The sequence below is a fragment of the Pseudobacteroides cellulosolvens ATCC 35603 = DSM 2933 genome (assembly GCF_001262605.1).
Classification (GTDB): domain Bacteria; phylum Bacillota; class Clostridia; order Acetivibrionales; family DSM-2933; genus Pseudobacteroides; species Pseudobacteroides cellulosolvens.
In genome coordinates this window covers 17,689-31,210 of record NZ_LGTC01000001.1, presented here as the reverse complement: position 1 = coordinate 31,210, position 13,522 = coordinate 17,689, and the positions used below count along the sequence as shown (strand labels likewise).

The following is a 13,522-nucleotide window of genomic DNA, read 5'->3' as shown; positions in this document are numbered from 1 at the left end:
TATATCATTTGTTGTAATACTACGCAATAAGTAGTATAATTTATTACAAAGGATGTGAAAAAATGCCTAGAGTGACAAAAAAATTTACGGTTCTTATAAATGATGAAACTGTTATTAAAAAACTAGAAGAATTACCAGTCAGAAGTAAAGGCCATTATATATCTGAAGCCATTAAGGAAAAAATGAACCGAGAACAGGGTTTAGTTTGGGATGAGAAAAAATTAAAAGAAATGATATCTCTTGAGGTTAAAAAAATATTCAAATCCAAAGGTATGTCATAAACGCAAAACTGTTTTTACTTTTATAATATTACTAATGAGACTGTTTTTATAAAGTCTGTGGTTTAATAGTTTGCACCTCAAATCTATTAACAAGAAATGCAACTATCATTTTAATGTGCCTATATCTCCTTCGGCGGATTTAGAATTATATCAATATTAAATCCTCCCGCCTTTTCCATAGTTACTATTCTTTCAACAAGAATATCAAATAGCATCCGTTTATTGCTATCCGTAGACATATTAACTTTATCATTAATCCCTATTAATGCACTACAAAATTCACTCTTACTATTATATTTCTCATACGAAAAATTAACCACTTCATCATAATGTTTCCTAAGGCTTTGTTCCTTCTTATTCAACATAACACGCTGCTCGAGAATACTTGATTTTACAGGTTCCTCTATATTCTTATCTATTACAGAATCAATTCTGCCTTTTAGCACACCGATTTCCTTAAGCTTTTTATTGATTAATTTCATCATTTGCATATTATTGTTTTCTTGCTCTTTAAGCCTAGCACTATATAAATCCCAGAGTTTATCCATATTATATGTAAAAAGTTTTTTAAGTTCCTGAATAAAATATTGCTCGATTTCTTCTTTCTCAATAATCATTTCAGCTATTCCCTTTGTGTTGAGTGTAGGACATTTATATACACTCTTTTTACCCTTACCATAATTCTTGCATTTCATAACCGACCCACAAATACCACAAACAAGCTTGCCTCTAAGAATAAAAGGAGTATTAAAATATTTTGCATCTTTTAAAATCTCCTTTTTCTTTCTCAATGAAGTTACCTTATCCCATTGATTCGCAGATATGATACATGCTTCACTTAAAAATGGTGACTTATCGTGCTCCTGATGTTTTCCTGGAGATCTTCTTCCCCCTCTCCGGTCCCAAACAATATATCCTGTATAAGTTTCATTCTTAATAATTGATTCTATCTTACTTTTAGTCCATTTAATAAATGGATATTTTTCGTTCATAAAATCAGATATCTTTCTATATCCAAAACCATATTCTGAATACATATTAAATATCTCTTCAATTATTGCCTTCTCATATTTGTCTGCTCGCAAAATAGAATTTTTCTTGTTTTGTGGATCATGAATAGAATGAAAGCCAAAAGGAACTTTGCCTCCGGCCCAAAATCCTTTTTTTATACAGGAACGATTTCCACCCTTTACCCTTATCCCTATAGTATTAGCCTCAAGTTCTGCTACGCTGGCCAATATTAATTCCAGAAAATTATTGATTTTTGTGTCCTCAATTTTATATATTTCTCCGGGCCTGCTGTAATGGATAGTAACTCCTGCCTTATTAAAGAAAGACTTTAAAGTAATAAAATCCTGGAAGTTCCTCGTTAAGCGGTCCCTTGTATAAATTATCAAATGGCTAATCTTATTTTCATTAATAAGCTGAATAATTTCATTTAAGGCTGGTCTTCTTTTTAACCTCTCATAAAAACCATCGCCTTCATCGTCATCCTTTGAAGTTTTGGATACTGGCTTAGTCTCCTCATAAATCATATCATTTGAAAGTACCAAGTTTTTTTCTTTAGCATAAGATATAGCTTTCTCTCTCTGAACCTCAATGGAAAAACCTTTCTCTTCCTGATTCTTTGTTGACACTCTGATATAAGCTGCAGCAATATTATTAGGTTCAGCGGATTTCGATTTTGAGCTCGTTTTCTTTTCCATTAACTATCACCTGATCAACTAAAGTAGATATTAAATGATGTGCCCTTTCCTGATTGCTAAGAAAATACCTTGTTAGTCCTTTTCTGTTTATAGAACCATTCAGCTTCTCTTTTTCTTCCTGAAGTCTGTAGATTCTGGCTTCAAGCTCATATATTCTAGCTTTTACATCTTCTCTTCGTGTCATGGTATCTGATATAAGTTCTTTGCAGCCCTTTGCAATGTATTTATCTTTAAAATTATTTACATAATCCAAAGTATATTTCTCCAAGTCATTACCGACTGTTTTAAGCTGCCGGTTATAAGTTTGGATTCCTCTTTTAAGTTGAGTAATTTTATGGGATATAAACGACTCTAATCCCATAGTTTGTATAATATTATCAAGAAGATACTTTATTAATTCCTTTTTGAAATAGTCTGCATTAAAGCTTGAACAACCCTTTGAAATACACCTGTATTTATTATTAATCAGTTTTATTGGCTTTTTACATACGCCGCATAATAGCAATCCCTTAAATAAATATTCCTGATTCTTCTTTCTTTTGAAAGCCTTATAATTTACTCTCCAGACAGTAATACATTTTGCCCACAAATCGAAATCAATCACAGGCTGTACGTTTACACACTTCTGCAGTAAATCCGGATTAAAGTTGTTTTGCACATCGTCTGACTGAAATAAGTCGAAAACAGTATATTTACTACTAATAAATTGATAGCCTGCATAAATAGGATTTCGAATAATTTTACCAACTTGGTTAGAAGTAGTTGGCAGCTTATTTTCATAGAAATTATTTAATGCCTTAACTATATCCATCATGCTTTTACTATCATTGTTCTTTGAATACATTTCAAACAACTCCCTTATTAAAGGTACCGTTTGATAGTTGCACCTGTAAAAAGTTTTCTCATTTTGACTGATACGTTCAAAGCCAAATGGAAGTTTTCCTGCTCCAGAATATTCCTTCCTCTCTCTTTTCTTGACTCTACCAGTATTAGTTCTTTCTGCTACAATTTGTGGTTCCAGCTCATCTACTGCCATTATTATGTTTTCAATAAAGTCTGATAAATAGCTTTCTGAAGGTTGATATTCACCATCATTTGAATAGATAATTTTTATCCTGTACTTTTTGAAGGTATTTTTTATTTCTATCAGATCATGAACCCGTCTTGCTAATCTGTCCCTTCTAAACACAATTACTGTTTTAAACTTGCCTGCCTTTGCATCTTTAAGGAGCCTGCTAAAGCCTTGTCTCTTACTTGGAGGCAGCTTAGTCGCAGATTCCTCATCCCAGTACTCTTTATACAATATCAGATTATTTTTATACAAAACATCTCTTGCCAATGCCAGCTGTGAAAGAATAGAATTATTTTCACTCTTTATAGACTTTCTTGCGTATATGGCTGCATAATCTTCAGGTTTAAGTTTCGTCTCCAGGCTCTTTACTTCCACTTTCTTTTTCCTCCGATTTATCTTTTAAGAGAAAATCAATTATAAAATCCATAAATCTTTGCCTTGCATCCTCATCATCCTTATATTTAACGCTGATAATTGTAATCTTTTGCTCTTCTGCCATTGGTTCTCCTTTAAATTATATTATGGAATTCAGCATATTAGGCATAAATACTAAGGTTATAATCCCCCGCAGATAATTAACCTTCATTCAGTTGACATAACATCGTCTAAATTAATTATATTGACATTCATATAGTCAAATCAACGGAAGTTAATGGATAAATCTTTGATCTATATAAACCATAAATGTTGCTAATACTAATTCGAGACAAATGAATACTGGGAGTGATGAAATGGCTTATTTTTCGGAACGTATCAGAATACTTCGAAAGGAAAAAGGGCTATCTCAGAATCGTTTAGGTGTGGAAATGAATATCCCCAGAACAACAATTTCGTCCTGGGAATATGACAATAGGTCACCTGACCTTTTCACAGCTATTAAACTGGCAGAATTTTTTAAAGTATCACTGGATTATATTGCTGGCTTATCCGACACAAGAAATCCTGAAGATCTTAAGAAGATTACAGCTGCCATACTAAATGGATTTGATTCGGATGCCAACTTGAGAGAAAGCATAAATAAATTATTGATAAGTACTGAGTTAAAAAAATTACTGATGCAAGTGCAAGATTATCCTGAAGATAAGATCAGGAAAATAATACAGGTTTTAAAAATCATCGAAGAGCCGTAAAGCCCTAACAATACTAAGTTTTACATATTATAAAAACGTGAAATCGGGCGGACCGGACGGTGAGCTTGCAGCTTCATTAAGGTATTTGAGTCAGCGATTTAGCATGCCCACCAACGAAGCAAAGGGCATATTTACTTAATGACTATAGATTTTTTGCTTTCTTATAGAATATATCATCAAAAGACTTCTCTAACATATTCCATATTATCATAATATCCTTTTCCTCAGCACCTTTATCATTGATATAGGTGTATGCTTCTATCTTTTTGATAATCCTTTTTAATAAAGAGTTATCCAGATTTTCCAAATCTATTTTATTAATAAACTTTATATAGTTATGAAATTTCCTCTTCGCTTCTTCCCTTGCTTCGTCAATTCTTTTTAGCTTTGCAAGTTCGGATTCGAGTTCTTTTTTCTGAGTTTGAAGTTCATCGTTCTGCTCCTTATATTGCTCATCATCGATGATATTCTTTGTGTACAGCTTCAAATTGGCTTTTATTTCAGCATTAATTTCTTCCAAATTTACTTCAAGGTAGGTCATTCTGTCCGAAACATCTTCTGAGCTTAAGAATTGAACCATATATTCAGAAAATGTATTATCAAGCTTTTCCTGGTTATTTCTTATGCTATCAATTTCTTCTTTAATTCTATTTGCCAGAACATCTTCATGCCATGAGTTTCTGAACCTGCAAATATCATTGTGATATGTATCATGGCTGACACATACCCACTCTATTCCAAAATTCCTTGTTCCATCCTTACGTTTCCATCCCCATAGCTTCTTCCGCCTCATAGCTCGTCCGCAGTGCTGGCAATACAATAAGTTACTGAATATATTTTCATTGCTTTGCCTATTTCCTCTTTTATTCAATTCTTTTCTTTTTTCATTCTCTTCCTGAACTTCATTGAATACTTCATCAGATACAGCCCGTAATTCTTCAATTTGATTGACTATCCAATCGCTTTCATCCAATTTTTTAATACTCTTATACTTATATTCCTTTTCTCCATCAGAATAAGATGTCTCTGAAACGTTGATATCGGTATTCTGAACAGTATGCGTTACCTGCATGCCTTTATATATAGGGTTTGTTATTACATCATGTATTTGAACCTGAGTCCACCTTTTCCCCTTCTGAGTGGGAATATTCTGGTTATTAAGGTGCCTGGATATCTTTGTGCCTCCCCATCCTTGCAAATACAGATTAAAAATAGTTTTAACAATCTCCAGTTGCTCTGAAATGGGTTTTAAAAAACCATTTTCCTTTCTATAACCATATGGAATAGCACTTGTAAACTTGCCCTGTTCCTGGGCTTTTTTTATCCCGAATTGGACAGCCGCACTTTTGGCCCTTGATTCTTCCTGTGCAGTTGAAAGGAGAATATTGATGGTCATTTCATGATCAAAGTTATTTATATTACCATCCTCAAATATTACTTTTACCCCGATGACTTTCAACTTTTTTAATATACCTGCACCGTCTTCGACGCTTCTAGCCCATCTTTGAGTATTCTTTACATAAATAATGTCAAATTCTTTCCTGTATGCACACTCAAGCATATACTTAAAAGCTTCCCTGTTTTTTAACTTGGTTCCGGATATGCCTTCATCTGCAAATATAGCTGGAATATATTTGACTATCTCTTCTTTCCCCTCTTTTGCATAATACATGCCGCATTCAGCACCTTCAAACCCTTTTTTCTTAAATAACTCACTATAATGCCTTATCTGGTTTTCCAGTGAATTCAACTGATCTGACGTATCTTTTGAAACTCTGCAGTAAGCAACACATTTCATGGAAACATCTCCTATGTCATTAAACAATACTAACCTTGTGTTTAATATTATACTATTAGTTAAATAGAATCAATAATTATTTAACAATTTTTAGCCATTTATCATAAAGTTCATCAGGAATTGTTTTTTTCTCGTTTTCAAATAGAACTACATCGTTATAAGTAATCTCTAATAGTTCCGATAATTCTTCCCTGGTTATCTTTTTATCAATGGTTCTTAAAAGATAAAACTGCCTGCCTGTTAACATTCTTATTGATCCTCCACACTACTAACCTAAATTATTATATTGTTTTGAAATAGGAAATGACATTTTTATAATTGATTTCGTGATAAGCTATTGACTATTAAGTAATTGAATTGTAGATTGATAATATGATTGGATTGCCAATTAATATGTTTTAAAACGAGTTGATTGATATTGAATAGTCTTTAACATATTTCTTGAAATAACATAATGAATTAAAAGTGACTAATCTTTTTCATTTGTCTATGACAAAATAACGTTAAAGCGTTCGTTATTTTTCTATACCAAATGTAAGATTTATAGCACTTTTAATTTAGATTGGGCTAATTTTCTCTATCTGTTGACTTGCCTTGCAAAAATTGATTTAATGTTATTCTGATAGGTATTTGTTAAGATTGTTATTCCACGAAAAGATATCTGTATATAAAAATCTAAACCACAATAAATGTTAATGACAGATCTAATACCTAATCATTTGTCAATTTAGGTATTAGATCTATCATTACACAAAAGTTTTATTTAATTATCTCAAGCCACTTGTGGTTTCCAAGTGTCATAATGGCATTACCATTCTCCAAATAAAATTTCCTTTTGCCAAGATACATTAGTTTCAAAATACAGTTCAACATCATATTCTTCTATCAAAAAAGTGAGAATATTCCTTATTCTTCGTCATTATGAATATTAGTCCAATTAATTCAAAAGTATAGATAATGTTTTTTCCAAGAATCTTTATAATTGGATTTTGGCTTACGGCAGATATAAACCTGCAAATTAGTGGACGAATATACGCTATATATGCTTATATTAAATGATTTAACCAAAGTCACTTCGTCGAAATAATCATATGCAGGAAAATCGGGAGCTGTCCTTAGCATAATTGCAACTTCAGGGGCATTGCCGGAGTTTAGTTGTTCTGATCCCCATATTTGATAGGATTGACAATTGCTAATCGCATAGGGAAGATCATATTTCTTCCCTAATAAGTCAATAGCACCCGCATCCCAATAATAACCGCCCCATACTGCACACTTCTTTCTGTCAGCTTCAGGTAAGCTATGGTAAACTTCGGCGACTTCTTTGACCATCTCCGGCCATCCCAACTGGAATGAAAACTGGAACGGTAGTTTGGTCGGTATATCAGAGATGCTTTTTTCTATAAAAGCGGGAGTGACTGCCAAATATTTTTCCAAGATTGGAATGTGCAGAATGGGAAGAAAAAACGGAGCAACTAAAGCACTATAAACTAATGTAATCCCAATATAAATCCGCTTGATCCAGAAAATTCTTTTGTTTCTGACAGCGGAAACTGTAAGGATCCTTTCAATCCAAATTGCCCCCCCCGCCAATAAGGGTAGGCATGCGGATACTATCTGCCTCTGCTCTAACTTCTCCAAACCGGTAAAGAATATTGCTAAAATAATGAATGTAAAGCCTAAAATTCGGTGCTTTTTCCCTTTTGGGTGAAACATAAAATAACATAACCCAAATAGCCAAACCGGGAGAAGGAATGGATTTAAAAAGAAAATTACTCCCTTAAAAAATTCTACGGGTTGTGGGTGCGGTTTGATAGAGCTTTGAGCATAATTATTAAAATAAGTAAGTAAAGGCCAGCCATGAACCGATTGCCATACCAGATATGGTGTGCAGATTAGTGCCGCGATTATGAGTGCCAGCCATGGTCGGATTGTGAGAAAACTTTTTCGCCTTGAAGTTAAAAGTACTGCGAAGATGATAGCCCCAACCGTAAATATCATTGACAGTTTGGTCATAGTACCAAGTCCTGCAACAACCCCAAGTAGCAACCATGGACGTATACTACTGCTGGCCGATGTTTCTTGGTTAATGATGCAGATCACAAAATAAAAAAGAATGATAGTACAAAGTTGATCAATGGGATCATAAGTTGAAACGGAATTGACCCATAAAAAAAAGGGAGACACTAACACCGTCAAGGCGGAAAACCATTGTGCGAAACGCTTCCCACCAAGTTCCCGGGTTACCAATCCAGTGAAATAGACCATTACTGCTCCAGCAATAGCAGGTAAAATATGAATAGCAAATAATGATGTGCCGATTAAAAAGCGTGATAAAGCTGTTAAATATGCCACCAATGGTGGAACATCAACATAACCGAAATCAAGATGTTTAGACAGAGCCTGCCAATACAGTTCATCCCCAAAATACCCATAGCCGTTGCTGGTCAACAAATGAATTATTAACTTTGCTAAAGCCAGATAGATAAGGATCGTGTTGTCGTTCCACAAAAAATGGCGGCTTAAAAATTTAGTTTTGAAACAACCCCAAAAATATATCATTAATCATATACCTCTATATAATTCTTTACTTTAAAATAAAATAAGGTAATTACGATCGCTGCCCCAAGTGTGAACGTATTGTTTAACTAAATCACTTCTTAGTAACTTTTTTCTAGTATTCACTTCCAATATATCACATTTTTTATATTTTTTAAAGCATAAAATAAAAGGAGAGTGCAATAATATTAGGCTGTTTTACTACAACCCTCCTGATTCACACTTGTTTCGACCTGGACCCCAATGACTTGAATTTTAATTTTAAGTCTATTTTTTAAGTTTTCTTCTTAATAAAGATAAGTTGATCATTAAAATTTCCCGCTATAACAATCACATCCAACATATTTATTACATTATCATAATTTGCATCTCCAGAAAGCTTTAGTTCTGTTGGTGTTGGAGTAGTTGCAGCTGTTACTGTCAGGGTTGTCTCAACTTGGCTCAAATACTTTCTAAGCCAGGTAAGGGCAGGGCGTTCTTCACCATCTTTTGTTATAAGCTCAGTACCTGCCTGCCAAGTCTGGCCCTTAATCCATTCCCACAGCATAATACCTTTAACAAGTGAATACTCATATAAAATCGGAAATTTTTCTTTATATCTTGCAAGCTGGGTTGCATCGTCTCCTGTAATATCAAGCTCTGAAATATAAATTGGCAAGCCAGTTTCAGCCAGCATATCCAAAACAGTTAACATTGTAGCTGTTGTTAATCTTGATTTTGGAAAATGTATCCTAGCCTGCTCAAATGACCAAATAACCCAATCCCATCCTGTGTCTCCTTTCCCCCCTATTGCGTCAATATATAAAGGCTTCGAATTAATAGGCTCATTTACCACATCTATAAAATCTGCATCTTCATATCTTTTCCCAGCCGACGATATCTACTCTGATATTTCTTTCTTCTGATCTTCTTTTTCTTCATAATATTCAACTCCTCTTTCAAAATGGCAGAATGATCTGTATATATGCATTGTTTACCGAAATAAATAAGGAATAGCAAAGGTATTACCACCTCTATATTCCTTAATAAATGTCAATATTATATACAAATTAAAGTATGCATCAACCCGTTTTTACACTGACAAATCATTTAATAATGTTTACAGTTCCTTCTCTTCTTGGTGCAGGTTCTGGTATATCTCCCCCATTGTATCCTAGAGCTAAAGACCCGAACGGTTCATATCCTTCGGGTATTCTAAGTTCCTTAAATAGTTTCCTTCCTTCATCTATTGCCTTAAGATGATTTACCGCATGAATCCAAACAGTACCAAGTCCTAAAGACTCAGCTGCTATAAACATATTACCAATGGCAAGGGATATATCATTTACGGGTGCTATAGCATTAACATCCCCTGATACAATTATGTATGTTGGGGCATGATAGATAAGGCTGAAATTTGCTGCTTTTCCCCATTCCACAAACCTCTCAACTCCTGAGTTTAAAAAAACTTTTTTTCCAAATTCGTTGAGCTTAGCAATTACTTCTTTACTCTGAATTACGGTAAAATGCCAAGGCTGTTGACCCATTGCACTTGGAGCATATTTTGCTGCTTCCAGAATTGACAGAAGTTCTTCATCTTTAATTTGCTCGAGTTTAAAATTCCTGATGCTTCTTCTCTTTAAAATAGTTTTTAAGGTTTCATTTTTTGCAAAGTTTGACATAATTAATCTCCTCCCTCAATAACATTATATTAGATTTCCTTCTATATATTCTTTAGACAAACCGTGACTTTAGGCACTACTCAATATTTTACTTAATTGCTATAATAAATCTAAATTAATATTATCTGGCCAGACAATTTATTAATTATTAAATGTAGATAAAAACAATATTTTAGGAGGTAGAAGTATGAGTAGAATTATAAATATTAAGGGAGTAAGACAAATAATAGCCTTTTTAGTTTTATTAACAGTTATGATATCCAATTTTACTATTGTCAGAGCTGATAATTATTATAAAAAGGGAATTATTGTTATACCTGGTCATATTGGTACCAGATTATATGAAGGTTCTACTAAGGTTTGGCCGCCTCAAGCTATGGATCCATATATTGATTCTAATGGAAATCCTACAGAACAAAGCTTAACTGGCAAGTATATTGCTGCTAACCTTTTATTACCTGGACTTGGGACATTGATTGTAAACAGATTAGTTGAAAAGAAAACTCAGGAAGTATATTCTTCAGCACGTAATCAATTTTCAAGATTAGAGTTTGATACAAATGGAAACCCTAAATATAACATTACAACAGAGCCATCTGTATCTAAAGACGGTATATATGGAACCATAAACACATACGGTCCAATAATGACGAAATTAAAGCAAGTATTTGAGTCGACAAGCTGCGAAGTTTGCTTTTTCCCCTATGACTGGAGATTATCATTTGAAGAAACAGCAAAAAAATTACAGGAATTTATTAATAATAAAGGTTTTGATAGTGTAACATTAGTTGCTCATAGTGCTGGAGGACTTGTAGCAGCTGGATACTTAGCACTATCTGAAGATAACAGAAAAAAGGTTGAAACACTTTTTAACTTAGGCACTCCAAATTTTGGGATACCCAAACCATTTGAAGTAATGCAAAGTGGTAACTATTTTGGTAATGAATTGGATGATATTTTTCGTAGTCAGTTTAAGGAATTTTCCAGATATACCCCTTCAACTTATTATCTACTTCCAAGCAGAAAGTATATTGACTATGTAGGAAAATATATGTCTCATATTAATAAAGCAGTTTATCCAAATGGAACTAGTGAAATTACAGAAACAACTTTTCTGGATTTTAATGAAACCACGGAACAAATTAAAAAAGAAAGTTTTATTAGTGCGAATAGTGCTATAGGAGCTATTTTTGATGATGCTATAAGGTTCCAGGATAGTTTGTTTATCAATGGTACATACGTTCTCAATATGGTAGATACTCACCTGATAGAAGGCGGAAGCGACGGCAAAACATTTGCAGTAAGTACATTAAACTTTTTGAAACGTAAATATACATACAAAAGTGATGGTCACTCAACCCTATTAGGATATAGGACACCTATTTATGATAGTTTTACTACTACCTCAGACTGTGATGGTACAATACCTTCAGGCAGTGCCAGAGCTGGTGGACTTGTAAGTAATATTACTACCTATAAAAACGTAATGCATATGGATTTACCTAAAACTCCAGAAATAATTATTCAGATTATTGAAACAATAAAAGCAAAAAGTAATAAGGGTTATGCTTGGATATCAGGATCAATTCCTTCATCAGCATCCACAGGAGCAGATTACGATTCGTGGAATTGGGTAGATGAAAATCCAAAAGCTCTGAAAAACAGATACTCTCATCAGTCAAGTTTATATGACGGAATGCATCAGCATTATTTTTACAATAGCAGTAATAAAATACTACCATATGATTCTCAAGTTTTATACTGTAATGTATTCATAGATCCAGCGAATCCTCCGAAAGAATTAATGCTTCAATGGAATGATGGCTCATGGGAGCATAGAGCTTATTGGGGTGAGGATAAAATTAACTTTGGAACAAACGGATCAGTTAGCAGACGTTATATGGGGCCATTGCCTAAAACCGGAATGTGGATAAGACTTGAAGTTCCAGTGCAATCAGTAGGACTTGGCGGAAGAACGATTAGTGGTATGGCATTTACACTTTATGGAGGTAGAGTAACATGGGGTGAAGCTGGGATAATGGATAATTATACATTAAATAATGCCCCAACGGCTACGTCCTGTTATTTTGACAATTTACTTACTTCATCGCCAATAAGTTCAATCAGTGAAAATTCATCATTTAAGGTACATACCTCTTTTAATACTAATCCATCTATAGATTTAAAATCTCTCAAGATCAGAATTTATAATCCCAATAGCCGTAGCTCCGGTTATACAGTTTTACCAACGATTACTTATCAGGATAAATATAAATATATAGGTACAGCTGATATCGATTTAGCCGCACTTCGAATACCAAAAGGTACTTACATACTAGATTGTATTTCAAATTATAAAAAAGTTAACTCAAATACAATTTACATTGGGTACTCCGAAAAAATTTCCTTTACAGTAAATTGATGTAGATTCAGGCACGAATATAAGATTACTTCCGCTTTTGTGCAGGCGTTGACGAGTTAATTCAACATAGGAACTTAAATTTTAACAGAATGTATATTGGAAGTAATTTTATTATCACACTTAAATGTCTGTTATTACTCAAAGAAAGGTTTAAGGGAGTTGTTTCACTATTGTAGTGCAACAGCACCCTTAATCCGCTATAAAATATCATTAATAATAATTATTATTAACTATACTGATTTTGATATTATACAATATTATGTTTTATGGCATAAACAGCCAATTGGGTACGGTCTACAACGTCCAATTTTGAAAGCAATGAAGAAACTATATTTTTTACTCGGCCTTCAACCAGAAAAAGTTTCGCAGCAATATCTCTGTTTGACATACCATCCACAATAAGACTTAGTACCTCTTTTTCTCTTTCAGTGAGCTTAATATTGGATTCTTCCGTTTTTAAAATATATTTTTCAGGTATGTGCTGCTTTTCCTTATATTGTTCAAAGATCTTTTGCTGTATTATGCTAAAACCAGCAGCAGCAGCTTTGATTACTTTAATTAATTCTTTATCGCCTGTATTTTTTAAGACATACCCATCAGCACCTTTTTTTAATGACTGATAAACATGTGCATCATCATCCAGGGTAGTTAACATAATTACTTTTGCTTTACTATTAAACTCTTTAATAAGTTCAACACCTTTTACTCCATCATAAATCGGCATCATTATGTCCATTAAAATAACATCCGGATCTAGTCTTCGGCAAATCTCCGCTCCCTCATAGCCATTTTTTGCAGTGCCTGCAACAACTATCTCATCATCCGACTCAATCATTATTTTCAGTGCATTTAGGAAAATCTCCTGATCATCTACCAAAACAACCTTTATCACT

General features: G+C 33.5%; 13 protein-coding genes and 1 pseudogene. 4 read left to right on the top strand and 10 right to left on the bottom strand.

Annotated elements, in window-relative coordinates:
* Nucleotides 1–62 precede the first annotated feature (62 nt).
* Nucleotides 63–281, top strand: coding sequence for a hypothetical protein (locus Bccel_RS00135; RefSeq protein ID WP_036939298.1), 219 nt, complete (start codon nucleotides 63–65; stop codon nucleotides 279–281).
* A 119-nt stretch (nucleotides 282–400) separates the two neighbouring features.
* Here Bccel_RS00135 and Bccel_RS00130 read toward each other — a convergent pair whose 3' ends face one another.
* Genes Bccel_RS00130 through Bccel_RS29985 form a run of 3 tightly spaced genes read right to left on the bottom strand, consistent with a single transcriptional unit; the run spans nucleotide 401 to nucleotide 3,558 of the window.
* Complete coding sequence (locus Bccel_RS00130; protein ID WP_036939296.1) at nucleotides 401–1,987, bottom strand: recombinase family protein; 1,587 nt, start codon at nucleotides 1,985–1,987, stop codon at nucleotides 401–403.
* Complete coding sequence (locus Bccel_RS00125; protein ID WP_036939293.1) at nucleotides 1,950–3,434, bottom strand: recombinase family protein; 1,485 nt, start codon at nucleotides 3,432–3,434, stop codon at nucleotides 1,950–1,952. The genes Bccel_RS00130 and Bccel_RS00125 overlap by 38 nt, the downstream gene beginning before the upstream one ends.
* Nucleotides 3,403–3,558, bottom strand: coding sequence for a hypothetical protein (locus Bccel_RS29985; RefSeq protein ID WP_154673445.1), 156 nt, complete (start codon nucleotides 3,556–3,558; stop codon nucleotides 3,403–3,405). Before Bccel_RS29985 ends, Bccel_RS00125 begins: the two co-directional genes overlap by 32 nt.
* Before the next feature lie 232 nt (nucleotides 3,559–3,790).
* Here Bccel_RS29985 and Bccel_RS00120 point away from each other — a divergent pair, with 232 nt between their 5' ends.
* Nucleotides 3,791–4,189 carry a helix-turn-helix domain-containing protein gene (locus Bccel_RS00120; protein ID WP_050752927.1) on the top strand — a complete coding sequence of 133 codons (399 nt, stop codon included), beginning with the start codon at nucleotides 3,791–3,793 and terminating at the stop codon, nucleotides 4,187–4,189.
* A gap of 10 nt (nucleotides 4,190–4,199) precedes the next feature.
* Nucleotides 4,200–4,325: pseudogene (locus Bccel_RS31120) on the top strand (manganese catalase family protein); the annotation flags it as partial.
* A 6-nt stretch (nucleotides 4,326–4,331) separates the two neighbouring features.
* On the opposite strand, the gene Bccel_RS00115 reads toward Bccel_RS31120, so the two are convergent.
* From Bccel_RS00115 to Bccel_RS00100, 6 genes are all read right to left on the bottom strand, one after another.
* The gene (locus tag Bccel_RS00115; RefSeq protein WP_036939291.1) at nucleotides 4,332–5,987 is read right to left on the bottom strand and encodes a recombinase family protein; all 1,656 of its coding nucleotides are present in this window, start codon (nucleotides 5,985–5,987) and stop codon (nucleotides 4,332–4,334) included.
* Between the two features lie 76 nt (nucleotides 5,988–6,063).
* Nucleotides 6,064–6,234: a hypothetical protein gene (locus Bccel_RS30685; protein ID WP_162838924.1), complete on the bottom strand. Its 171-nt coding sequence runs from the start codon at nucleotides 6,232–6,234 to the stop codon at nucleotides 6,064–6,066.
* A gap of 695 nt (nucleotides 6,235–6,929) precedes the next feature.
* A complete protein-coding gene (locus Bccel_RS00110) occupies nucleotides 6,930–8,549 on the bottom strand; it encodes an ArnT family glycosyltransferase (RefSeq protein ID WP_036939288.1) in 1,620 nt (539 codons plus the stop codon).
* Between the two features lie 271 nt (nucleotides 8,550–8,820).
* Nucleotides 8,821–9,381: an endo-1,4-beta-xylanase gene (locus Bccel_RS00105; RefSeq protein ID WP_050752926.1), complete on the bottom strand. Its 561-nt coding sequence runs from the start codon at nucleotides 9,379–9,381 to the stop codon at nucleotides 8,821–8,823.
* Between the two features lie 2 nt (nucleotides 9,382–9,383).
* Nucleotides 9,384–9,545 carry a hypothetical protein gene (locus Bccel_RS31115; protein WP_242856977.1) on the bottom strand — a complete coding sequence of 54 codons (162 nt, stop codon included), beginning with the start codon at nucleotides 9,543–9,545 and terminating at the stop codon, nucleotides 9,384–9,386.
* An 86-nt stretch (nucleotides 9,546–9,631) separates the two neighbouring features.
* Nucleotides 9,632–10,207: a nitroreductase family protein gene (locus tag Bccel_RS00100; protein WP_036939285.1), complete on the bottom strand. Its 576-nt coding sequence runs from the start codon at nucleotides 10,205–10,207 to the stop codon at nucleotides 9,632–9,634.
* Nucleotides 10,208–10,394: 187 nt separating this feature from the next.
* Here Bccel_RS00100 and Bccel_RS00095 point away from each other — a divergent pair, with 187 nt between their 5' ends.
* Nucleotides 10,395–12,629, top strand: a complete 2,235-nt coding sequence (locus Bccel_RS00095) for a lipase/acyltransferase domain-containing protein (protein WP_036939281.1) — start codon at nucleotides 10,395–10,397, stop codon at nucleotides 12,627–12,629.
* A gap of 247 nt (nucleotides 12,630–12,876) precedes the next feature.
* Here Bccel_RS00095 and Bccel_RS00090 read toward each other — a convergent pair whose 3' ends face one another.
* Nucleotides 12,877–13,521, bottom strand: coding sequence for a response regulator (locus Bccel_RS00090; protein WP_036939277.1), 645 nt, complete (start codon nucleotides 13,519–13,521; stop codon nucleotides 12,877–12,879).
* Between the last annotated feature and the right edge of the window lies 1 nt (nucleotide 13,522).

Excerpts from the sequence above, each read along its gene's own strand:
- Bccel_RS00135 (WP_036939298.1), top strand. The coding sequence starts at position 63 with ATGCCTAGAGTGACAAAAAAATTTACGGTTCTTATAAATGATGAAACT.
- Bccel_RS00130 (WP_036939296.1), bottom strand. The coding sequence starts at position 1,987 with ATGGAAAAGAAAACGAGCTCAAAATCGAAATCCGCTGAACCTAATAAT.
- Bccel_RS29985 (WP_154673445.1), bottom strand. The coding sequence starts at position 3,558 with ATGGCAGAAGAGCAAAAGATTACAATTATCAGCGTTAAATATAAGGAT.
- Bccel_RS00120 (WP_050752927.1), top strand. The coding sequence starts at position 3,791 with ATGGCTTATTTTTCGGAACGTATCAGAATACTTCGAAAGGAAAAAGGG.
- Bccel_RS00115 (WP_036939291.1), bottom strand. The coding sequence starts at position 5,987 with ATGAAATGTGTTGCTTACTGCAGAGTTTCAAAAGATACGTCAGATCAG.
- Bccel_RS30685 (WP_162838924.1), bottom strand. The coding sequence starts at position 6,234 with ATGTTAACAGGCAGGCAGTTTTATCTTTTAAGAACCATTGATAAAAAG.
- Bccel_RS00110 (WP_036939288.1), bottom strand. The coding sequence starts at position 8,549 with ATGATATATTTTTGGGGTTGTTTCAAAACTAAATTTTTAAGCCGCCAT.
- Bccel_RS00100 (WP_036939285.1), bottom strand. The coding sequence starts at position 10,207 with ATGTCAAACTTTGCAAAAAATGAAACCTTAAAAACTATTTTAAAGAGA.
- Bccel_RS00095 (WP_036939281.1), top strand. The coding sequence starts at position 10,395 with ATGAGTAGAATTATAAATATTAAGGGAGTAAGACAAATAATAGCCTTT.